This is a genomic window from Aliihoeflea sp. PC F10.4 (assembly GCF_054612275.1).
Genome location: NZ_JBTSWH010000001.1, coordinates 213,258 through 233,829, shown reverse-complemented (window position 1 = coordinate 233,829; position 20,572 = coordinate 213,258). Strand labels below are relative to the sequence as shown.

Here is a 20,572-nt window from a genome sequence, read left to right as displayed (position 1 = left end):
TCGATACGTCGATCAAAGCGCGTTGATGCGCTCGACCATGCCTTCCGGCCAGCTCTCGGCCAGCGGCGAGTTCAGGTACATTTCCTGCGCGTGGGTGCGAAACGCATCGATATCCGGCTCGTGGATGGTCAGGCCCTGTTCCTCGAAGAAGGATACGAGTTCCGCTTCCTGCGCGATGTGCTGCTCGGTGCTCCAGTCCATCGCGTTGTCGGCGGCGGTCTGCATGGTTTCCTGCTGCTCGGGGCTGAGCTTGTTCCAGGCGTCGAGCGAGATCGTCAAGACGTCGAAACCGACAAGATGCGAGGTCAGGACTATCTGATCCATGACTTCGTAGAACTTCATGTTCTCGACGTTCGGCAGCGGATTGTCCTGCCCGTCGATCGCGCCGGTCTGCAGGCCGGTATAGACTTCCGCATAGGCCATCGGCGTCGGGTTGGCTCCGATGGCCTGGCCGAGGAACTGCCAGGCGTCGCCGCCGGGCATGCGCAGCTTGATGCCGGCCATATCCTCCGGCGTGTTGATTTCCTTGTCGCCGACAAGGCCGACCTGGCGCGCGCCGAAATAGGTCGGGCCGAGAATCTTCACCTGAAGCTGGTCCTCGACCATCTGCTTCATCTCGTCGCCGGCTTCGCTGTCGAAGAAGGTCTTGAGATGCGCGGCGTCGCGGAAGAGATAGGCCGAGGTCAGGATCGACCATTCGGGGATCTGGTTCGCGATGTCCTGCGGGGCGATGTTGCCCATCTCCAGATTGCCGCGCTGCAAGGCGACGAGTTCGGTCCCCTGCTTGAACAGATTGCCGCCGTAATAGCCCTGAAACGCGAAGTCCTCGCCGATCTCGTCGGTGAACTTCTTCATCATCTCGGCGCGGATGTCCTGTTCGGAGAACACGGCTGAAAAGCGAAGTCGTTCCTGCGCAGAGGCCGGAAGCGACGACAAAATGAGAACTGCGGCGCCCGCAGCCATGAGAGCGCGACGGCTCATGGAAATCGACATGTCTTGATCCTCCCTGATCACGTGAGAGCCGGCCCCCAGGGCCACCCTTCCCGAAATTCATGCCATGAGACATAAAGTTGATCAATACGCGAAATCGATTTCGTATGAGATTTTCTGTTATGTCATTTTCTTTGCGTGTCGCTTGAAGATGCAGGTTCCCGCGGTCTACTATGTCGGCGAACAGGACGAATGAACGTGCCTCATCAAGACCCGGCCCCGGAGACGACCAGCGAGACTGCCTACAGGCAGATACGGCACGACATCATTTTCGGCCGTTTGAAGCCGGGGACACGGCTTCGCCTCGAAAGATTGAAGGACACCTATTCGGCAAGCGTCAGCACTTTGCGCGAAATCCTCTTCCGGCTGAGTTCCGAGGGCTTCGTCGCGGCGGAAGGACAAAAGGGATTCGAAGTCGCGCCGGTCTCGCAGCAGAATTTCCGCGAAATCGCTTCCATGCGCGAATTGCTGGAAGGTCACGCGCTGATGGAATCATTCCAGCGCGGCGATCTCGACTGGGAGGCGCGGGTCGTATCCGCCCATCACAAGCTGTCGCGCTACGAGGCGCGCATGCTTGCCGGCGAGGAAACGGCGACCGAGGCCTGGAAGCATTACGATCGCGAATTTCATTGCGCGATGATAGATGCATGCGGTTCCGAAGCGCTGATGTCAGCACATGCGCGCATCTTCGACCTGTTCGTGCGCTATCAAGTCATCGCCGTGATCTTTCGCGGTTTGGCGGCGGCCGAAGAACATCGCCGCTTTCTGGCGCTCGCGCTCGATCGCGACCATGCGGGCGCCGTCGCGCTCCTGCGCCAGCACATCTCGGCCTGCGTCGAGCACACGACACAAAACGGAATCCTCGTCGCATGAAGCAGCAAGCCCCTTCAACGCAAAAGGCCGCCAGACAGGCTCCCGTCCCAGAAAACGAAAGCGTCACGCAGCAGACGATCAGCGAGCAGGCCTATGAGCGCATCCGCTCCGACATCATTTTCGGACGGCTGCGCCCCACGCAGAAGCTGAAACTTGAAAAGCTCAAGGACACATATGGCGCAAGCGTCAGCACGCTGCGTGAAATCCTCAACCGCCTGTCGTCCGAAGGCCTCGTGGTCGCCGAAGGTCAGCGTGGTTTCGAGGTCGCGCCCGTTTCGGTCGGCAATCTCCGGGAAACGGCTGATCTGCGCCTCCTTCTGGAATCACACGCGATGGTGCAATCCTTCGAGGCTGGCGATGTCGAGTGGGAGGGCCGCGTCGTCGCCAGCCATTACAAGCTATCCACGCTGGAAAAACGGATGAGGGACGGCGACCTTTCGCAAACCGAGACATGGAAACGCTACGACTGGGAGTTTCATCAGGCGCTGATCTCGGCATGCGGCTCCAAGGTGCTGATGGATACGCATGCAGCCGTTTTCGACAAATATCTGCGCTATCAAATGATCGCGCTTTCGTTTCGCGGCGATATCGCAGCGCAGGAGCACGAAAAACTGCTCGATTGCGCGCTCGAGCGAAACGCAACCACCGCACGCGCAATTCTGGAAGCCCATGTCAGCGGCGGCGTCGAACACGCGCTGGCGACAGGCACCATCAAATAATAAACATTTTCATATGAGATAATCTGTTTTGCCATTTGAAATGGCATAAATCGGATGTATCTTTTCTTCATTTCGTTGGGAGGGAAAAAGATGATCAGGCTCGGGCTGATCGGGGACAATATCGCCCGATCGCAATCACCCCGACTGCACCGTCTGGCGGGCAGAATGTGCGGCCTCGAAATCAGCTACGAACCTCTGATACCGGCCGATCTCGGGCTGGATTTCGCGGATGTGTTCGAGAATTGCCGAACGGGCGGGTTTCAAGGCATCAATGTCACCTATCCCTATAAGGAAGTGGTGGTCGGGCGCCTGCGTATCGACGAGCCGCTCGCGAAGGCGCTCGGAGCTTGCAATACGGTTCTTTTCCAAGGTGGCGGTCCGCGCGGCTTCAATACAGACTGCACCGGCTTTGCCAGCGCCTTCGAAAACGCGTTCGGCAAGACATCGCCCGGTCGCGTGGCAATGGCCGGCGCAGGCGGTGTCGGCAAGGCGATCGCCTTCGCGCTCGGCAAGCTTGGCGCAACAAGTCTGGCGGTGTTCGATCCCGATCGCGCGAAGGCAGAAGCGCTCGCCGCGTCGTTGAAACCGCTTTTTCCGCAACTCTTCGTCACGCTTCCTCATACGCTCGCTGAAGCCGTCGAGAATGCCGACGGCGTCATCAATTCGACACCGCTCGGCATGGTCGGCCATCCCGGCAGCGCGTTTGCGGACTTGCCCATCGAGCGCTGTCGATGGGCATTCGATGCCGTCTATACGCCGGTCGAAACGCAATTCCTGAAAACGGCGCGGGCAGCTGGCGTCGAAATCCTGTCTGGCTACGAACTGTTCTTCTATCAGGGCGTCCATGCGTTCAGCCTTTTCACCGGATACGAGGTCGACGAGCGGGCGCTGCGCGCAGCACTGCTCGAGCCCGAAACCTTCGACCGCGTGGCATCATGAAAACGTCTATTGCGACAGTCTCAATCAGCGGCGATCTGCGCGAGAAGCTGGAGGCGATCTCGGCCGCGGGCTTCGACGGGGTGGAGATTTTCGAGAACGACTTCCTCGCCTATGACGCCTCGCCGGCCGAAGTCGGGCGCATGGTGCGCGACAACGGTTTGGACATAACGCTGTTCCAGCCCTTCCGCGACTTCGAAGGCTTGCCCGAGCCGCAACGCGCGCGCGCCTTCGACCGGGCCGAGCGCAAGTTCGACCTGATGGGCGAGCTTGGGGCCGACATGATGCTGATCTGCTCGTCGGTTTCGCCCGTCGCGCTTGGCGGTATCGATCGCGCGGCGAACGATCTGCGCGAACTGGGCGAGCGCGCCGCAAAGCGCGGCATCCGCGTCGGCTATGAAGCCTTAGCCTGGGGCCGCCATGTCAGCGACCATCGCGATGCCTGGGAGATCGTCCGCCGTGCCGATCATGCCAATATCGGCCTGATCCTCGATTCCTTCCATACGCTGGCGCGCGGTACCGACGTCGAGACGATCCGTTCGATCCCCGGCGACCGCATCTTCATCGTGCAACTTGCCGATGCGCCGAAGATCGACATGGACCTCCTCTACTGGAGCCGTCATTTCCGCAACATGCCCGGCGAAGGCGATCTGCCGGTCGTCGATTTCATGCGCGCCGTCGCCGCCACCGGCTATGACGGCCCGCTGTCACTGGAAATCTTCAACGACCAGTTCCGCGGCGGCTCGCCGCGCTCCATCGCCGCCGACGGCCACCGCTCGCTGGTCTACCTGATGGACCAGGTTCAGCGCACCGAGCCGCAGATCGCAATCGAGGTTCCGGAAATGCCCGACCGCATGGCGGTTAAAGGGGTCGAGTTCGTCGAATTTGCCGCAGGACCGGCCGAGACGAAAGAGCTTGGTGCGCTTTTGTCCACCATCGGCTTTTCGCAAAACGCACGGCACCGCTCCAAGGACGTGACGCTTTGGCGGCAGGGCGGCGTCAACATCATCGTCAACACCGACAAGGCTGGCTTCGCTCACTCCTCCTATCTCGTCCACGGCGTCTCGGCCTATGCCATCGCGCTGAAGGTCGAAAACGCGAAGGACGCGGTCGCACGCGCCCGCGCGCTCGGCGCGGAAGTCTTCGAACAGCGCCCCGGCCCCGGCGAACTCTCCATCCCCGCCATTCGCGGCGTCGGCGGCGGCGTGATCTATTTCCTCGACGACACGTCCGAACTCGCCGACATCTGGAACGTCGATTTCGAGCCGCTGGCTCCCGGCGCCGTTGACGCCGGCCTCGAAGGCATCGACCACGTCGCGCAGACCATGGCGCATGAGGAGATGCTGACCTGGCTTCTTTTCTACACGTCGATCTTCAAGGCGCACAAACTGCCGATGGTCGATGTCGTGGATCCCGCCGGACTGGTGCGCAGCCAGGTCGTCGAAACCGATGACGGCCAGTTGCGGCTTACCCTCAACGGCGCGGAAAACCGGCGCACGCTGGCCGGTCATTTCATCGCCGAAAGCTTCGGCTCATCGGTGCAGCATCTGGCCTTTGCCAGCCGCGACATCTTCGCAACGGCCCGGCGGCTGAAGGAGCTCGGCTTCGCCACGCTGCCGATCTCGCGCAACTATTATGACGATCTGGAGGCCCGCTTCGGCCTCGACCCGGACTTTGCCGACGCGCTTGGCGAGGCCAACATCCTCTACGACCGCGACGAGACCGGCGGCGAATATTTTCAGCTTTATAGCCGCACTTTCGGCGAAGGCTTTTTCTTCGAGATCGTCGAGCGGCGCGGTGGCTACACGGGCTACGGCGCGCCGAACGCACTCTTTCGCATTGCCGCGCAGAAAAAACTCATGCGCCCCGCCGGTATGCCGAAAGTCGGTTAGCCCCTTGCCCGCTTGCGCTCGCTCAACAGCCAGCGAGCGGTCTCGGCATCGGTGACGATCGCTGTCGCCAGTCCAGCGCTCAGTACCGCGCGCAAAATCGCCCTCTTGTGGGGTCCACCGGACGCGACGACGCGATGGGTGATCGCGCGATAGCGGTCAAGGTCGAGCGAGATTACCTGACGGTTGAGAGGATGGTCGACGGGTTCGCCGTTCGCATCGAGATAATAGCCGAGCAGATCGCCGACCGCTCCTGCGGAAACGAGCGTTCGCACATCCGTGTCAGCGGGCAGCCCATACCTGACCTGCAGCGAATGTCCGGTCACGTCGCCCACGCTGAGAAAGGACAGATCGACTGCGGCCGCCTCGTCCAGAAGCTCGCTGAAAACGGGCTGGGCGGCGATGAGATCGCGGGAAGCGGGGCTGTCGGCATAGATCGGGGCCGCGAAATAATGGCACTGCGCATCGAGCGCTTCGGCAAAACTGTGGACGATTTCGAACGTGTTGATCTCCGCACCACGCGTCAGCCCGCCCATCATGGAGCAGACCGTCATGCGCGGATGGGTCCGGCTGACGCGGTTCATGTGGCGCACGGTTTCACGCAAGGTCGAACCCCAGCCGAAACCGAGCGACGCTGGCCGAAGCGTGGCGACAAGCTTGTCCAGAAGGCCCGCCGCCACCCGGCCCATGGCGCTATACATCAGGTCAGGATTTTCAGGGGTCGGAGCGACGGCAACCTCCACCAGACCGTAGCGCTCGCGAAGCTGCGCCTCCAGTTCGACGTTCTCCGCAAGAGAAGATGAAAAGCTGACCCGCACGATGCCGCTGTCGAGCGCGTCCGCCAAAAGCTCGTTGACACGCCGGCGCGTCAGATTCATCCGCTCGCCGATCTGCGCCTGCGTCAGGCCCTCGACATGGTAGAGCCACGCCGCCTTGACCATCACTTCATGTAACTGCACGTCCCCTCCGCCCAAATGTCACACAGACGTAACATTTGTAACCTAAACCCCGCCCCGGGTCGGTTGCAAGCTGTCCCACAGATCGAAACGGAAGTCGACATTTCGACCGGGGAGCCAAAGTTTGGCAATGGCCGACAACTCACCAGAGCTGATCATATTCGACTGTGACGGCGTGCTGATCGACAGCGAGCCGGTGGCCAGCCGCGTATTGTGGCAAGCATTGACGCGCTCCGGCATATCGATCTCGCTCGAGGACGTGCATCACCGCTTCGTCGGCTATTCAGAGGCCGATGCGCGGCGGATCTGCATCGAGGAGCTCGGGGCAAACGAGCCTGACCGGATATTCGCCGAAGCGCGCGACGATCTTTATGCCGAATTTTCCAGTTCGCTCGCACCGATGGCAGGCATGAGCGAACTGGTTGAAAATCTCGACACGCTCAAATGCGTTGCGTCGAACAGCACCATGGAGCGGCTGGAACGTAGCCTCGGCCTGTTCGATCTTTGGGCCGCCTTCGCGCCGAGCATCTTCAGCGCGGACATGGTGGCGCGCGCCAAGCCCGCCCCGGACCTTTTCTATCTGTGCGCGGCAAAGCTGGGTGTCGCTCCGGACGCCTGCCTGGTCATAGATGACAATCCACACGGCATTACCGGGGCGCTCGCGGCGGGAATGACCGCTATCGGTTTTGTCGATCCGGCGGACATACGGCCCGGCCGCGCTGATGTGCTTTTGGCTGCCGGCGCGCATGGCGTGGCGAGGGGCGCAGGCGAACTTGCCGCCCTACTGAACAGAAATCCGGCGGGTGCGTTCGCGCGTCCGCTTGGCCGGTCCCGCGCGGAGCCGGCCATCGCGTAATCGTTTCCCGCAAAAGAGCGGGCAACGGTGGAATTCGACAGACCAGAGCAGGACGCAACGAACCGCCCGCACGCGGAACCCTTTCGCGCGCGCCGGGCATCCCATGGATCAGGAGATGAACATGTTGAAACTCAATCGACGCCACGCCCTTGGCCTTATGGGCGCGGCAACCGGCAGCCTTATCTTGCCGCGCATGTCGTTCGCGCAAGGGTCACGCCCTTCCATCACGATCGCCGTGCAAAAGATCACCAATAACAACACGCTCGATATCTGGGCCGAACAGTCGAATGTCGGCGAGCGCGTGTTTTTCCCCAATCTGTGGGAAGGACTGATCCTGCGCGACTGGATGGGCAATCAGGGACCGGTTCCGGGCCTTGCGACCGAATGGCGTCGCCTCGACGACAAGACGCTGGAACTGACGCTTCGCGAAGGCGTGAAGTTCCACAATGGCGACGAACTGACCGCCGAGGACGTGGCGTTCTCCTTTTCCGCAGAACGCGTCTTCGGTGACACGCAGCCTGCCGGTGGCGAAACCATCTTCGCCGAACAGCATCAGCCGGCGACGGCCCGCGAACTGCCGGCTGCCGTTCCGGGTGTTGGCCGCCGCCTTTGGCCGGCGCTTGCCGGCGTCGAGGTCGTCGACACGCGCACCGTGCGCTTTCACAATGCGACGCCCGACGTGACGCTTGAAGGTCGCCTCTACGCTTATGGCAGCCAGATCGCCAGCCGCCGCGCCTGGGACGAAGCCGAAAGCTATGCCGCATGGGCACGCAAGCCGGTCACGACCGGCCCTTACATGGTCGACGAATATCGTCCCGATGTTTCGCTGACGCTCGTCGCCTTCGACGAATATTGGGGTGGCCGCCCGCCGCTCGAGCGCATCACCTTCGTGGAAGTTCCCGAAGTCGCCTCGCGCGTCAACGGCCTGTTGTCCGGCCAGTACGACTTCGCATGCGACTTGCCGCCGGACCAGATCGCCGCCGTCAGCAATGCGTCCGGTTTCGAGGTGCAGGGCTCCACGATCCAGAACCATCGCGTATCGGTGTTCGACATGCACCACCCGGTGCTCGAAAATCCGCTGGTTCGCCGCGCTCTTACGCACTCGATCGATCGTCAGGCGATCGTGGAAGCATTGTGGGGCGGCCAGACCGTCGTTCCCGCCGGCCTGCAATTCGAATCCTTCAAGTCCGGCGATATGTTCATCGACGGCTGGACGGTTCCCGAATTCGATCTGGAACTTGCCCGCGACCTTCTGAGGCAAGCCGATTACAAGGGCGATCCGATCCCCTATCGCCTCCTTAACAATTACTACACGAACCAGACGCCGACGGGTCAGATCCTCGTCGAGATGTGGCGTCAGGCCGGTCTCAATGTCGAGATCGAGATGCAGGAAAACTGGGGGCAGATCATGGATGCGGGCTCGCAGCGCGGCATCCGTGACTGGTCGGCCTCCGCCAACATCAACGATCCTGTCACGCCGATGGTCGCGCAGTTCGGGCCGAACGGTCAGGTGCAGCAGGCACGTGAGTGGTCGAACGACGAGGTCAACAAACTCTCGGTGGTACTCGAAACGAGCACAGACGGTGCCGAGCGCAAGAAGGCCTTCGCCCGGATGCTCGAAGTCTGCGAACGCGAGGACCCGGTCTATCAGGTTCTGCACCAGAACGCCGTCTTCACCGGCATGAAATCCTCGCTGAACTGGAAGGCTGCGCCTGCCTTCGCGATGGATTTCCGCTCGGGCAACTGGAACTCCTGAGATGGTCCGAAGCGGCGGTGATTTTCACCGCCGCTTCTTTTCTTAACATTTCAATTTATCGGGAGAGGAAGGCGCTATGCGAGCCAATCTCGTGGAAATTCGCGGCCTGAAGGTCGCGTTCGACGGAACGCCGGTTCTTCATGGCATAGACCTCGACGTCGCGCCGGGCGAAGCCCTCGGCCTTGTCGGGGAATCGGGCTGCGGCAAGTCCGTCACCTGGCTTGCAGCACTGGGCCTGTTGCCGGGCAAGGCGACGGTGTCGGGTTCCGTCAAGATCGACGGGCAGGAAGTTCTCGGCCGCCCGCGCTCCGTTCTCGAACGCATTCGCGGCGGGCGCGTCGCGATGATCTTTCAGGACCCGTCGAGTTCGCTCAATCCGGTCCTGACGGTGGGCCGTCAGATCGTCGAGGCGCTGGCGCTCCATCGCGGGCTGGTGGGTCATGCAGCCAAGATCGAAGCCGTGCGTCTGCTTGACCTTGTCGGCATTCCCGATGCGCGCCGTCGCTTCGATCTTTTCCCGCACGAATTTTCCGGTGGCCAGTCCCAGCGCGTGATGATCGCGATGGCGATCGCCGGTCAACCCGATCTCCTTGTCGCCGACGAGCCGACGACCGCACTCGACGCCACGATCCAGGCGCAGATCCTCGACCTTCTGGCCGCACTTCGCGCAGAGACCAGCATGGCGACGGTTTTCATCAGCCATGATCTGGGTGCCGTCTCGCAGGTCTGCGAACGCGTCTGCGTCATGTATTCGGGACGCATCGTCGAAGCGGGACCGATCGACACGCTCTTCGACGAACCGCGCCATCCCTATACGCGCGGCCTGTTCGACGCCATTCCGCGCCTCGATGGCGCGCGCGAACGCCTGATACCCATTCCCGGCACCGTGCCGAACCCGAAAGATATGCCGTCCGGCTGTGCATTTTCGCCGCGCTGCGCGCGTTCGACCGATGCCTGCAACGAAAGCGTGCCGGTGCTGGTCGCGCAAGCGAAAGGACGAGCGCTCGCTTGCCGAAATCCCGTGCCAGAACGGCCGGCGAAACCCGTACGTGAAAAGTTTCTGGAGGCCGTGCTTTGAACAAGCCTCTCATCAAGGCCACGAATCTCGTCCGAACCTATGCGGTGCGTCGCGGACTCTTCGGCACGATAACGCCGGTACGTGCGGTCGACGGGGTTTCGCTTTCGGTCATGCCGGGCGAAACGCTGGGTATTGTCGGCGAATCCGGCTCCGGCAAATCCACGCTCGGCCGCATGCTCCTCGGCATCGATCCCGCGCAGGGCGGCAGCGTCTCTTTTGACGGCAAGCCCATGCCGCGTCTCGGCACCGCCGAATGGCGGGCGCTACGAGCGCGCATGCAACTCGTCTATCAAGACCCGCTCGCCGCGCTCGACAAGCGTCTGCCCATATCCGCGCAGATAGGCGAGCCGCTCGAAATCCACCGGCTTTTGCCCAAGAACGAGCGCCTTGGCCGCGTCGAGGAACTGATGGCTGCCGTCGGCCTGCGGCGCGATCAGGCGGATCGTTTTCCTCATGAACTTTCCGGCGGCCAGCGTCAGCGCGCGGTCATCGCAAGGGCGCTCGCCTCCCGGCCAGACCTACTCGTATGCGATGAACCGGTTGCCGCGCTCGACGTGTCGATCCAGGCGCAGGTGGTCAACATGCTGCGCGATCTGCAGGAAAGCCAGCGCATCGCTATGGTCTTCATCAGCCATGACCTCAAGGTGGTGCGAAACATCGCTGATCGCGTGGCCGTCATGTATCTGGGGCATATCGTCGAGGAAGCGTCGTCCGACGTCATCTTTGCCAGTCCGCGCCATCCCTATACGAAGGCGCTGGCCTCCAGTGTGCCGGTGCCCGGCAGAAAACTCGAAGGCCGCCTCATTTTGCAGGGCGAACCACCCAATCCGGCCAACCGTCCTGCCGGTTGCCCGTTTCATCCTCGCTGCCCGATCGCATCCGACATTTGCAAGACGGCACGGCCTGAACTGCAAACCATCGCGCCGCAGCGCAATGTCGCCTGCCACATGGTGACGCCGCAGACCGCGGCGATCGCCGCCTAGGAGCCAGTCATGATCGGATTTGCGCTTTCGAAATTGCTGCGTGCGGTCATCACGATCTTCGCGGTCATGACCTTCGCCTTCGTCGTTCTTCGACTGTCGGGCGATCCCGCACAGGTCATGCTCGGCCCGGACGTGCCGATCAGCGCGATCGAAGCTTTCCGCAGCCAGTGGGGCCTCGATCAACCTATATGGGTTCAGTATCTCGCCTATATCCAGTCGGTCCTGACGGGCGATTTCGGCGTTTCCATGCGCGACCGCGCACCCGCGATCGATCTCGTCCTGGAGCGCATCCCCGCAACGTTGCAACTGACCATTCCGGCTTTGTTCCTGAAGCTGGCGCTCGGCATTCCGGCCGGCGTCTACGCGGCACTCCATCGCCAGAGCGCGGCCGATCGCGGTGTCATCCTGCTTGCCGTCCTCGGTTTCACCATCCCGTCTTTCGTGCTCGGGTTGCTTCTGGTGCTGATCTTCTCGGTCACCTTCGGCTTGTTGCCGTCAGGCGGCTACGGCTCGTTTCAGCACTCGATCCTGCCGGCGATCACGATGAGCATCGGCGGCATCGGCATTCTGGCGCGCTTTTCCCGCAGCGCCATGATCGAGGTGATGGGCCAGCCCTATGTAAGAACCGCATCCGCCAAGGGCGTGAAATGGTCGGACGTCATCTGGCGTCATGCCCTGCCCAATGCGGCCGTTCCGATCGTGACCATCGTCGGCTTCATGGTCGGTTCGCTGATCGCCGGCGCCGTCGTCGTCGAAACGATTTTCTCGTGGCCCGGTATCGGACGGTTGCTCGTCGTCTCCGTCACAAATCGCGACCTGCCCGTCGTTCAGTGCATCCTTTTGATGATCGCCGCGACGATGGTCGTCTCCAACCTGATCGTCGACCTGCTCTATGGCTGGCTCGACCCGCGCCTGCGCATGCAGGCGGCGCATTGAGGAGCGCGTCATGACCGCACTCGACATCACCCCCGGAGGCGAACGCGGCTTTCTTGCCCGCAGGGTCAACGGGCTGCGCCGCGCCCTTCCTTTCAGCGTCGGCCTCGGCATCTTCTGGCTTGCCGCCATGGTGTTCGTTGCCGTCTTCGCCGACTGGCTGCGCCCCTACGGCATCACGGCGATGGACCTGTCCAGCCGTCTCGTCGGCCCCGGCGATCCGCAACATCTCCTCGGCACGGACGAACTTGGCCGCGACGTCCTCTCGCGGCTGATCCAGTCGATCCGCATTTCGCTCGTTATCGCCTTCGGCGCGACGATCCTGTCGGCCGTAGTCGGTACGACGCTCGGCTTCGCCGCGGCGAAGTTTCGCGGCGTTGTCGAACACCTTGTGCTGGCGCTGGCCGATTTTCAAGCGGCGCTGCCCTTCCTCATCATGGCGCTCGCCGTACTCGCCTTCTTCGGCTCGTCCATGTGGCTGCTGATCTGCCTGATGGGCTTTTACGGCTGGGAGCGCTATGCGCGCATCGCACGCGGCCTCGCCATCTCGGCCAGCGCGCAGGGCTATTCCTCGGCGGTCGTGCAATTGGGCGCAAAACCGAGCCGGGTCTATCTGAAGCACATCCTGCCCAACATCGCCTCCACGCTGATCGTGTCGATGACGCTGACCTTTCCGGAAATCATCCTGATGGAAAGCAGCCTCTCCTTCCTCGGCCTCGGCGTCCAGCCGCCCGAATCCAGCCTGGGCAACATGGTCGGTTTCGGGCGCGAATATCTGACGACCGCGCCGTGGATCATGCTCGCGCCGGCCTTCGTCATCATGCTCACCACGCTGTCCATCTCGCTCGTCGGCGACTGGCTGCGCGACAAGCTCGATCCCACCGTCCGCTGAACCACGGAGATTTCCCATGACCAACATCACCGGCCATCGCGGCGCACGCGACCTCTGGCCCGAAAACTCGCTGGGCGGCTTCCGCAACGTTCTGACGCTTGATGTGGATACGGTCGAATTCGACGTTCATCTGACGGATGCCGGCGAACTCCTCGTCATCCATGACGCAACGCTCGACCGGACGAGCGAGGGCACCGGTCCTGTCCGCGCCCTCACGCCGCAGGAACGCGCAACGCTGCGCCTGAAAGATTGCGACGAGACGATCCCGACGCTTGGCGACGTTCTGGAAACGCTGGCCCCGGCGACGAACAAGCGCCTGCACGTCGAGATCAAGTCCGACTCGGACGGGCGCGCCTATGACGGCATCGTCGAGCGGATCGTCGCCGAGATCGACCGGCTTGGGCTGCGTACGCGTTGTCATCTGACGTCGTTCGACGTCTCGGTGCTGGAAGAGTGCCGGCGCATCGCGCCCGATCTTCCCCGCCTCGTTTCCGTCAACGCGGCATGGGCGAACCGGCAGGGCGGCATCGAAGCGTTCCTGTCGCGGATCGACGGTCTCGTCGACATCGTCGCCGTCCATCACGAACTGATGGAGGCCCGCTGGGACGAGATCATCTCCGCCATTCCGGTCGAGCGCCTTTGCGTATGGACGCTCAACGATGCGGGGCTGATCCGCAACTGGCTCGATCGCGGGATCGGCCACCTGACCACCGACCGCCCCGACCTTGCACTTTCCCTGCGCGCAGAAAACCGCGCCGCCGCCTGATCTTTTCTTTTCAAAGGAGACATTCACATGAGCAACATCATCGGCACCGGCTTCAACGCCGGCTCGGTCGACGGCGAGTTCGACAGCCTCGAGACCGATCTTCGCCGCCTTGCCGACATCGGCGTCGACACGGTCGAGCTTGGCCTGACGAGCCTCGACCTCATCGCGGGTGGGCGGATCATTCCCGAGCGCGCCGAACGTCTCGTCGCGCTCACGAGCCAGTTCGATTTTCGCTACACGGTTCACGGTCTCGTGTCGTCGAACTTCATGGACCCCGCAACGTGTCGCTACCAGATCGATGCGGCAAAGGCGCTGGTCGAGCTTTGCGACCGCGTCGGCTCGCGCATCATCGTGCAGCATAGCGGTTGCCTGCGTCCCGACCAGGTCCACGAGCGCGCGGACGCCGATGCCCGCGAGCGCGAGGCGCTGATCGAACTGGCCGAATTCTGCAAGCCTTACGGCGTGAAGATCGCGCTCGAAAACATCTTCACCACCGAACCGGGGCAGTATCGCCAGACGCCGAGCGAAGTCGCCGCCACGGTCGAGGCGATGAACCATCCGAATCTCGTCGCGCTGATCGATTTCAGCCACGCCTATATCGAATCCACCTATCGCGGCCTCGATTTCCGCGCCGAGCTACGCGCGATGGCGAAGGTCGCAGGCCATCTCCACGTTCATGATTCCTTCGGGCGGCCGCAGGGCTTCTACCGGCCTTACCACCTTCAGGAAAACACCGCGCTCGGCATCGGCGACCTGCACATGCCGCTTGGCTGGGGCGATATCGACTGGAATGACATCTTCGCCGAACTCGAATTCCTGCCCGACACGGTGCTGATGATGGAGGTCAATCGCCGCTATCGCAGCGAGCAGCCCGAGAGTCTGGAACTAGCGAAGCAACTCATCGCCCGCAACGGGACGGCTGCAAAAGCCGCCTGATTGCCGAACGTCAGTGTGACTTTATCGCCTCGTGTCCGCGCGCACGGGGCGATTGATTTTTGCAATGATGTCTCGTCCCGACACGCCATGGTTTGATCATCAATTATCGGGATTCAGGCTCGTGCGCAAAGAAGGATATGGGAGACGAATGTACACCGGCTATAATCATACGTATGAACCTCAAATTTCTCGAAACCTTCCTGTGGGTCGCTCGCCTGAAGAACTTCTCGGCGGCTGCCGACAAGCTGAACATCACGCAAGCCGCCGTCTCCGCGCGGATCGCTAGCCTTGAGGATGAACTGGGCGTTCGTCTGTTCGAACGCGAGGGCCGGAGCGTCCAGCTTACGTCACATGGCATAAAGGCTCAGGAACGCGCGCAGGCGATCGTGTCCCTCGTGCGCAATTTCGTGGCGGAAGTGTCGAATCCGGAAAGCCAGCGAGGTACGCTGCGGCTTGGTGTGATCGACACGATCTCGCTGAGCTGGCTGGTCGAACTGATCGACATGGCACGCCTGCGCTACCCGAATGTGCGCTTCGAGCTTTATGTCGACACCAGCCTTGCCATCAACGATATGCTGCTGCGCAATGAACTTGACATCGGCCTTCTGATGGGTCCGGTCATCGGCCAGAACATCCTCAATCTTGAACTGTGTCGTTATCGCTGCTCATGGGTAGCTTCGCCGGTCTACGGGCTGGGTGGAAGACCGGTGACCATAAGGGAACTCGCAGCGCATCCGATCATCTCGTTTCCGGCTGGCTCCAAGCCACATGCCTGGCTGGCAAGGCTTCTTCTGGCGGCCGGTGCCGACACACCTTTGGTGTTCGAATCGAATTCCCTTGCAACGAAGGTGCGGCTGGCACGCGACGGCATCGGGGTAGCCGCCCTGCCCACAGTACTTATCGAGGAAGAGGCGGCGGCGAAGGGGCTCGAAATTCTCGACGTGACGCCGGATTTCCCGCCCCTTCTTGTCCATGCATCCTATGTGGACGATGGCCACTCCATTCTGCCCGGCAGCATCGCCATGATGGCTGTCGAGGTTGCGGCGAACTACGCAGACAAAAAGAAAAACTTTATGGAAAAGGCTGGCAACCCGACGTGATCTACAAATTTATTTTGTAGATTTGGAAAAAAATTTCGCGTTGGACAGACCGCATCGTCCTGCACCACCCTCCTGCCCATACGGAACCTCATGGGATGGAGAAACATGAAAATCGTCCAAATCCAGATGAACAGCCAAGGTGATAAGGCAGGCAACCTTGCCGACGCGGCCCGGCTTTTCGACGAGGCAGCCCAGGAAAAGCCGGATATCGTCGTTCTTCCGGAATATTGGGCCCTGCTCGGCAGCAGCCCCGATGAATTCCACGCCAGCGCCGAAACCTTCCCCGATGGTGACGCCTATGCGCTCATGAAGGCTAAGGCGGCCGAGCACGGCTACTACGTCCACGGCGGCTCCATCGTCGAGAAGGATGGAAATTCTTTCTACAATACCACCGTCGTATTCGACCGGTCCGGCGACGAGGTCGCCCGCTACCGCAAGATCCATCTTTTCGATGTCGACGTCCCCGGCGGAGCGCGCCACCGCGAAAGCGAGACGATCGCCCGCGGTGAGGATGTGGTGACCTATGAGGTCGACGGACGCAAGGTGGGATGTTCCATTTGCTACGACATCCGGTTCCCTGAACTGTTCCAGGCGCTGCGCGACAAGGGCGCGGAAGTCATTATGCTGCCCGCGGCCTTCACACTGATGACCGGCAAGGATCATTGGGAGCTTCTGGCCCGCGCGCGCGCGGTTGAAACGCAGACCTATTTCCTTGCGACCGGCCAGTTCGGAACACATGCCGACGGCAAGAAGGCCTGTTACGGCCACACGATGGCCGTCAACCCGTGGGGGCATGTGATCGCGCAGGCCGGCGACCAGGTCGGTCTTGCCGTTGCGCGGCTCGATTTTCCCTATCTGGAAACGGTCCGCCAAAACCTTCCCGTCGCCAACCACCACGTTCTTTGAAAGCCGTCAGCATCATGTTCGTCATCAATGATCTTCCCCCGCAGATTCCCTCAGAGACGATCGACCTTCTGGAAAAGGTCGAGACGGCGACGGTCGGCCATATTCTTCATTCCGGGTTCGTCGATTCGCGCCTGCGCGCGGTCCTGCCTGAAAAGCGGGTTGCCGGCACGGCAGTAACGCTGCGTATTCCCGGAGCGGATTCCACCCTTTTGCACCATGTCCTGTCACTGGTAAGGCCGGGCGATTTTCTGGTCATCGATCGCTGCGGAGATACGCGCCATGCCTGCTGGGGGGGTGTCGTTACCCATGCGGCCAAACTTGCGGGCATCAAAGGCGGGGTGATCGACGGGCCCGCAACCGATTTTTCGGAAGTGCGCAAGGTCGAGATGCCGCTCTGGTGCGCCGGGCCGTCGCCGATCACCACCAAGCTTCTCGGTCTCGAAGGTGCGTTCAACGTGCCGGTCAGCGTCGGCGGCCAGACCGTCGAGCCGGGCGATGCGATCCTTGCCGACGAATCCGGCGTCCTGGTTTTGAAACCGGCCGAGGCTCGTTCGATCGCCGAGCGCGCCATCGCCATGCAGGAGCGGGAGATCACGCTTCTGGAGCGCCTTCGAAATGGAGAAAAGCTTCCCGCAATCTCCGGCGCGACCGACAAGATTGCGGCGGTGAACGCCGCAGCAGGCTGACCGGCGCAGCAAATTTGACGGATTTGTAGCCCAGGCTTCGACAATAAAAATGCAAGGCGAGCCGGATGGCTCCGCCTTCGGGGGAACAAAAATCAACTATGGGAGAGTGCGCATGAAAACGAAAATATTGATGGGCGGCATCGCCGCCCTGGCCCTTCTACAGTCGCTCAACGCGGCACAGGCACAGTCAGGGCAAGTGACGATCGCATCCTATGACGGCATCTTCCAGACCGAATACATGGATACCGTCATCGCCGCGTTCGAAGAGGCGTATCCCGACATCACGGTAAACTACTATCCGATGGCGAATTCGGCGGCCACCCTCGGCACATTGCGTGCACAGCGCGCGGCCCCGCAGGTCGATGTCGTAATTTTCGATGTCTCGGTCGCCAAGGCAGCGACCGATGAGGGCCTGCTTGCCGAACTCGATCGTGACACCGTCACCAATCTCAACGATCTCTACGACACCGCTTTCACCGAGGGCGTGAACGCGGCTGCCGTCACTTTCGACAATCTGGTTCTCCTTTACAACACCAGTGCCATCGGCGAGGCGCCGACGAGTTGGGAAGCGCTCTGGGACCCCGCGCGCGAAGGACGCGTGATCATTCCAGCCGCGCCCGACATCCAAGGCGTCGCCTTGACGATCATCGCGAACCAGCTTGCCGGGGGAGAATCCTACCTGGATGGGCTCGATGCGGGCGTGGAAAAGATGGCCGAACTCGCTCCGCTCGTTCAGACCTGGGAACCGACGCCCGATCCCTACCAGCCGATCATGAATGCACAGGCCGATATCGGTATTGGCTGGAATGCGCGCGGACAGATTTTCTCGGATCAGTCGAACGGTTCGATGGGCGTCGTCATCCCTTCCGAGGGATCGGTGTACCAGATCAACGTGATCGGCACTGTCGAGGGCAGCGCCAACGAGGAAGCTGCCAAGACCTTCATGAACTTCGCGCTGTCGCCGGAGGCGCAAGCCCTCTTTACCGAGCGCATGTTCTACGCGCCCACCAACGAGAAGGCTGAGCCTTCCGCCGAAGCCCTCGATCGCACGGCCGCCACGCCCGAGCGCATGGAAACGATGATAAATATCAACTGGCTTGAGGTGGCACAGTTCCGCGAGGCGCTGACCGAGCGCTGGCGCCGCGAGATCATTCCGCGCAGCCGCTAGGACACAACAGCATATCGCGGGTTCGTGCCCGCGATATGCTCTTCCACATCCAGACGTGATAACCTGCCGGCACTCGTGCAGGAGGCAAGCCCGAAAGGCTGGACGGTTCGCCGCAGCGGACCGTCACCAAGTCACACAGGCAGGAGAATTTATATGCTCGCAACCAGTCCCGCCGTGACGCAATCACCCGGTGCAGAAGAAGGCGACTCGCATCTTCTGCTCGACCACCTTCAAAAAAGCTTCGGCGACTTTCAGGCGGTCGAGGATCTGAACGTTTCGGTCAGGCGCGGCGAACTGATTGCGCTTCTCGGACCATCCGGCTGCGGCAAGACGACAACCTTGCGTATGATCGCCGGCCTCGCATCGGCGACATCCGGGCGCATTCTGGTGGACGGGCGCGAAATCCAGTCGTTGCCCGCTCACGACCGCGACATGGGTCTTGTCTTCCAGAGCTACGCCCTTTTTCCGCACATGACGGTTGAGCGTAACGTGGCTTTCGGGCTCGAAATGCGCGGCGTCACCAAGGATCACCTCAAGACGCGCGTCGCCAGGGCGCTCGAACTCGTCCAGCTCGGCCATCTTGCCCAGCGCCGCCCGCGCGAACTGTCAGGCGGTCAGCAGCAGCGTGTAGCTCTGGCGCGCGCGCTCGTTATCGAGCCGAGCATCCTGCTTCTCGACGAGCCGCTATCCAACCTCGATGCCAAGCTGCGCGACCAGATGCGCGTGGAAATCCGCGACATCCAGCAGCGGCTCGGCATTACCAGTGTCTTTGTCACCCATGACCAGGTCGAGGCGCTGTCGATGTGCGACCGCATCGCCGTCATGAACAAGGGGCAGTTGGCACAGATCGGCACACCCCAGGATATCTACGAGCGGCCCGCAACGCCTTTCGTCGCCGAGTTCGTCGGACGCATCAACAAACTGCCTGGCCGGATGAAGGACAACTCCACCATCGCCGTCGCCGAGCGAACATTCAAAACGACGCGCAATATCGGTGAAAGCGGCGACGTCACGTTGATGATCCGTCCGCATCGCATTGAGATGGTGAAGCACGGAACACCTGTCGACGGGCGCAATGTGGCCGAAGGAACGATAGCGCGCGCAACCTATGTCGGCGATATCCTCGAATATTCCGTCAAGCTAAACGACGGCACGACGCTCGCGGTGGAAACCGCGACTGGAGGCCACAGCCGCACCTTCTCGCAAGGAGACGAAATCGAATTGCGCTGGTCCCCGGACGACACGATCGTGTTCGGTGCCCAAGCATGAACACCACTCAAGCCGCGCCGGCACGCGCTCCGTTCAGGCTGAGCGGACGCCAGCTCGTCCCGATCCTCATCCTTCCGATTTTGCTCGTGAACGCGATCTCGTTCCTTTGGCCGACCTTTAGCCTCCTGCGCATGAGCCTCAACGAACCCGTTGCGGGCGGTGCGATCCGCGAGACGCTGACGCTGCAGACCTACATCGATGTGATGACGGACGGCTTTTATCTGGAGCTCGTGTGGAACTCGATTTATCTGTGTTCGATCATCACGATCGTCACGCTGATCCTGTCTTATCCGATCGCGCTCTTCATCCATCGCGCAGACCCGAAATGGCGTAGCATCCTGACTTTGATGGTGATCTCGCCGCTGCTGGTCAGCGCCGTCGTGCGCACCTATGGATGGGTCATCATCCTGGGAGATCAGGGGCTCATCAACGCCTTCCTGATGAACTCGGGCCTGGTCGAGCGACCCGCCCGTCTTATCTTCAACAATTTCGGCGTCGTCGTCGGCCTTATCGAAATCCTGATGCCCTACATGATCCTGTCGCTGATGGCCGGTTTCGGGCGGCTTGATCCACGGCTGGAAGAAGCGGCGCAATCACTCGGCGCCAAGAGATTCACCACGCTCCGGCGGGTCACCATTCCGCTGACCGCACCGGGTATCGCGCTTGGCTGCCTTCTGGTTTTCGTCTTGTCGATCTCGTCCTTCGTCACGCCGAAGCTTCTTGGCGGCGGGCGGGTCTTCCTGCTCGCAACGGAAATCTACGACCAGTCGATCGTACTCTTGAACTGGCCGCTAGCCGCTTCGCTCTCGATGCTCGTTCTCGTCATCTTCGGCGCGGCGCTCGTCGTCTATTCGCGTATCGTCAAGGCATTGGACTGACC

The 20,572-nt window shown here is 61.6% G+C and carries 20 protein-coding genes; 18 read left to right on the top strand and 2 right to left on the bottom strand.

Annotation, left to right across the window (positions count from 1 at the left end; all coding sequences use genetic code 11):
• Positions 1-12: 12 nt before the first annotated feature.
• A complete protein-coding gene (locus tag ACX82Z_RS01060) occupies positions 13-993 on the bottom strand; it encodes a sialic acid TRAP transporter substrate-binding protein SiaP (RefSeq protein ID WP_459586304.1) in 981 nt (326 codons plus the stop codon).
• Positions 994-1,188: 195 nt separating this feature from the next.
• Here ACX82Z_RS01060 and ACX82Z_RS01055 point away from each other — a divergent pair, with 195 nt between their 5' ends.
• The 4 genes from ACX82Z_RS01055 (at position 1,189) to ACX82Z_RS01040 (ending at position 5,410) form a co-directional block, all read left to right on the top strand.
• Positions 1,189-1,863: a GntR family transcriptional regulator gene (locus ACX82Z_RS01055; protein ID WP_459586303.1), complete on the top strand. Its 675-nt coding sequence runs from the start codon at positions 1,189-1,191 to the stop codon at positions 1,861-1,863.
• Positions 1,860-2,582 carry a GntR family transcriptional regulator gene (locus ACX82Z_RS01050; RefSeq protein WP_459586302.1) on the top strand — a complete coding sequence of 241 codons (723 nt, stop codon included), beginning with the start codon at positions 1,860-1,862 and terminating at the stop codon, positions 2,580-2,582. Before ACX82Z_RS01055 ends, ACX82Z_RS01050 begins: the two co-directional genes overlap by 4 nt.
• Before the next feature lie 90 nt (positions 2,583-2,672).
• Positions 2,673-3,521, top strand: coding sequence for a shikimate dehydrogenase family protein (locus tag ACX82Z_RS01045; protein ID WP_459586301.1), 849 nt, complete (start codon positions 2,673-2,675; stop codon positions 3,519-3,521).
• The gene (locus ACX82Z_RS01040; RefSeq protein WP_459586300.1) at positions 3,518-5,410 is read left to right on the top strand and encodes a bifunctional sugar phosphate isomerase/epimerase/4-hydroxyphenylpyruvate dioxygenase family protein; all 1,893 of its coding nucleotides are present in this window, start codon (positions 3,518-3,520) and stop codon (positions 5,408-5,410) included. The genes ACX82Z_RS01045 and ACX82Z_RS01040 overlap by 4 nt, the downstream gene beginning before the upstream one ends.
• On the opposite strand, the gene ACX82Z_RS01035 is transcribed toward ACX82Z_RS01040, so the two are convergent.
• Positions 5,407-6,348, bottom strand: a complete 942-nt coding sequence (locus ACX82Z_RS01035; protein ID WP_459591206.1) for a sugar-binding transcriptional regulator — start codon at positions 6,346-6,348, stop codon at positions 5,407-5,409. The genes ACX82Z_RS01040 and ACX82Z_RS01035 overlap by 4 nt on opposite strands.
• 145 nt (positions 6,349-6,493) lie before the next feature.
• Between ACX82Z_RS01035 and ACX82Z_RS01030 the strand changes: the two genes are divergently transcribed.
• From ACX82Z_RS01030 to ACX82Z_RS00965, 14 genes are all read left to right on the top strand, one after another.
• Entirely contained in the window at positions 6,494-7,219 is a 726-nt protein-coding gene (locus ACX82Z_RS01030) for an HAD family hydrolase (RefSeq protein WP_459586299.1), read from the top strand.
• A gap of 121 nt (positions 7,220-7,340) precedes the next feature.
• A complete protein-coding gene (locus ACX82Z_RS01025) occupies positions 7,341-8,975 on the top strand; it encodes an ABC transporter substrate-binding protein (RefSeq protein ID WP_459586298.1) in 1,635 nt (544 codons plus the stop codon).
• A gap of 76 nt (positions 8,976-9,051) precedes the next feature.
• Complete coding sequence (locus tag ACX82Z_RS01020; RefSeq protein ID WP_459586297.1) at positions 9,052-10,053, top strand: ABC transporter ATP-binding protein; 1,002 nt, start codon at positions 9,052-9,054, stop codon at positions 10,051-10,053.
• The gene (locus tag ACX82Z_RS01015; protein WP_459586296.1) at positions 10,050-11,036 is read left to right on the top strand and encodes an ABC transporter ATP-binding protein; all 987 of its coding nucleotides are present in this window, start codon (positions 10,050-10,052) and stop codon (positions 11,034-11,036) included. The genes ACX82Z_RS01020 and ACX82Z_RS01015 overlap by 4 nt, the downstream gene beginning before the upstream one ends.
• 9 nt (positions 11,037-11,045) lie before the next feature.
• Positions 11,046-11,972, top strand: a complete 927-nt coding sequence (locus ACX82Z_RS01010) for an ABC transporter permease (protein ID WP_459586295.1) — start codon at positions 11,046-11,048, stop codon at positions 11,970-11,972.
• Between the two features lie 10 nt (positions 11,973-11,982).
• The gene (locus tag ACX82Z_RS01005; protein WP_459586294.1) at positions 11,983-12,861 is read left to right on the top strand and encodes an ABC transporter permease; all 879 of its coding nucleotides are present in this window, start codon (positions 11,983-11,985) and stop codon (positions 12,859-12,861) included.
• 16 nt (positions 12,862-12,877) lie between these two features.
• The gene (locus tag ACX82Z_RS01000) at positions 12,878-13,627 is read left to right on the top strand and encodes a glycerophosphodiester phosphodiesterase family protein (RefSeq protein ID WP_459586293.1); all 750 of its coding nucleotides are present in this window, start codon (positions 12,878-12,880) and stop codon (positions 13,625-13,627) included.
• 27 nt (positions 13,628-13,654) lie between these two features.
• A complete protein-coding gene (locus ACX82Z_RS00995) occupies positions 13,655-14,563 on the top strand; it encodes a TIM barrel protein (RefSeq protein WP_459586292.1) in 909 nt (302 codons plus the stop codon).
• A 173-nt stretch (positions 14,564-14,736) separates the two neighbouring features.
• Entirely contained in the window at positions 14,737-15,663 is a 927-nt protein-coding gene (locus tag ACX82Z_RS00990) for a LysR family transcriptional regulator (RefSeq protein ID WP_459586291.1), read from the top strand.
• A gap of 105 nt (positions 15,664-15,768) precedes the next feature.
• Complete coding sequence (locus tag ACX82Z_RS00985) at positions 15,769-16,569, top strand: carbon-nitrogen hydrolase family protein (RefSeq protein WP_459586290.1); 801 nt, start codon at positions 15,769-15,771, stop codon at positions 16,567-16,569.
• Positions 16,570-16,583: 14 nt separating this feature from the next.
• Positions 16,584-17,255: an RraA family protein gene (locus tag ACX82Z_RS00980; RefSeq protein ID WP_459586289.1), complete on the top strand. Its 672-nt coding sequence runs from the start codon at positions 16,584-16,586 to the stop codon at positions 17,253-17,255.
• 112 nt (positions 17,256-17,367) lie between these two features.
• Positions 17,368-18,423: an ABC transporter substrate-binding protein gene (locus ACX82Z_RS00975; protein WP_459586288.1), complete on the top strand. Its 1,056-nt coding sequence runs from the start codon at positions 17,368-17,370 to the stop codon at positions 18,421-18,423.
• 153 nt (positions 18,424-18,576) lie between these two features.
• Positions 18,577-19,692, top strand: a complete 1,116-nt coding sequence (locus tag ACX82Z_RS00970; protein ID WP_459586287.1) for an ABC transporter ATP-binding protein — start codon at positions 18,577-18,579, stop codon at positions 19,690-19,692.
• A complete protein-coding gene (locus tag ACX82Z_RS00965; protein WP_459586286.1) occupies positions 19,689-20,570 on the top strand; it encodes an ABC transporter permease in 882 nt (293 codons plus the stop codon). The genes ACX82Z_RS00970 and ACX82Z_RS00965 overlap by 4 nt, the downstream gene beginning before the upstream one ends.
• Positions 20,571-20,572 lie beyond the last annotated feature (2 nt).

Excerpts from the sequence above, each read along its gene's own strand:
- ACX82Z_RS01000 (WP_459586293.1), top strand. The coding sequence starts at position 12,878 with ATGACCAACATCACCGGCCATCGCGGCGCACGCGACCTCTGGCCCGAA.
- ACX82Z_RS00980 (WP_459586289.1), top strand. The coding sequence starts at position 16,584 with ATGTTCGTCATCAATGATCTTCCCCCGCAGATTCCCTCAGAGACGATC.
- ACX82Z_RS01040 (WP_459586300.1), top strand. The coding sequence starts at position 3,518 with ATGAAAACGTCTATTGCGACAGTCTCAATCAGCGGCGATCTGCGCGAG.
- ACX82Z_RS00995 (WP_459586292.1), top strand. The coding sequence starts at position 13,655 with ATGAGCAACATCATCGGCACCGGCTTCAACGCCGGCTCGGTCGACGGC.
- ACX82Z_RS00965 (WP_459586286.1), top strand. The coding sequence starts at position 19,689 with ATGAACACCACTCAAGCCGCGCCGGCACGCGCTCCGTTCAGGCTGAGC.
- ACX82Z_RS00975 (WP_459586288.1), top strand. The coding sequence starts at position 17,368 with ATGAAAACGAAAATATTGATGGGCGGCATCGCCGCCCTGGCCCTTCTA.
- ACX82Z_RS01035 (WP_459591206.1), bottom strand. The coding sequence starts at position 6,348 with ATGGTCAAGGCGGCGTGGCTCTACCATGTCGAGGGCCTGACGCAGGCG.
- ACX82Z_RS01020 (WP_459586297.1), top strand. The coding sequence starts at position 9,052 with ATGCGAGCCAATCTCGTGGAAATTCGCGGCCTGAAGGTCGCGTTCGAC.
- ACX82Z_RS01005 (WP_459586294.1), top strand. The coding sequence starts at position 11,983 with ATGACCGCACTCGACATCACCCCCGGAGGCGAACGCGGCTTTCTTGCC.
- ACX82Z_RS00970 (WP_459586287.1), top strand. The coding sequence starts at position 18,577 with ATGCTCGCAACCAGTCCCGCCGTGACGCAATCACCCGGTGCAGAAGAA.
- ACX82Z_RS01025 (WP_459586298.1), top strand. The coding sequence starts at position 7,341 with ATGTTGAAACTCAATCGACGCCACGCCCTTGGCCTTATGGGCGCGGCA.
- ACX82Z_RS01060 (WP_459586304.1), bottom strand. The coding sequence starts at position 993 with ATGTCGATTTCCATGAGCCGTCGCGCTCTCATGGCTGCGGGCGCCGCA.
- ACX82Z_RS00985 (WP_459586290.1), top strand. The coding sequence starts at position 15,769 with ATGAAAATCGTCCAAATCCAGATGAACAGCCAAGGTGATAAGGCAGGC.
- ACX82Z_RS01050 (WP_459586302.1), top strand. The coding sequence starts at position 1,860 with ATGAAGCAGCAAGCCCCTTCAACGCAAAAGGCCGCCAGACAGGCTCCC.
- ACX82Z_RS01030 (WP_459586299.1), top strand. The coding sequence starts at position 6,494 with ATGGCCGACAACTCACCAGAGCTGATCATATTCGACTGTGACGGCGTG.
- ACX82Z_RS01010 (WP_459586295.1), top strand. The coding sequence starts at position 11,046 with ATGATCGGATTTGCGCTTTCGAAATTGCTGCGTGCGGTCATCACGATC.
- ACX82Z_RS00990 (WP_459586291.1), top strand. The coding sequence starts at position 14,737 with ATGAACCTCAAATTTCTCGAAACCTTCCTGTGGGTCGCTCGCCTGAAG.
- ACX82Z_RS01045 (WP_459586301.1), top strand. The coding sequence starts at position 2,673 with ATGATCAGGCTCGGGCTGATCGGGGACAATATCGCCCGATCGCAATCA.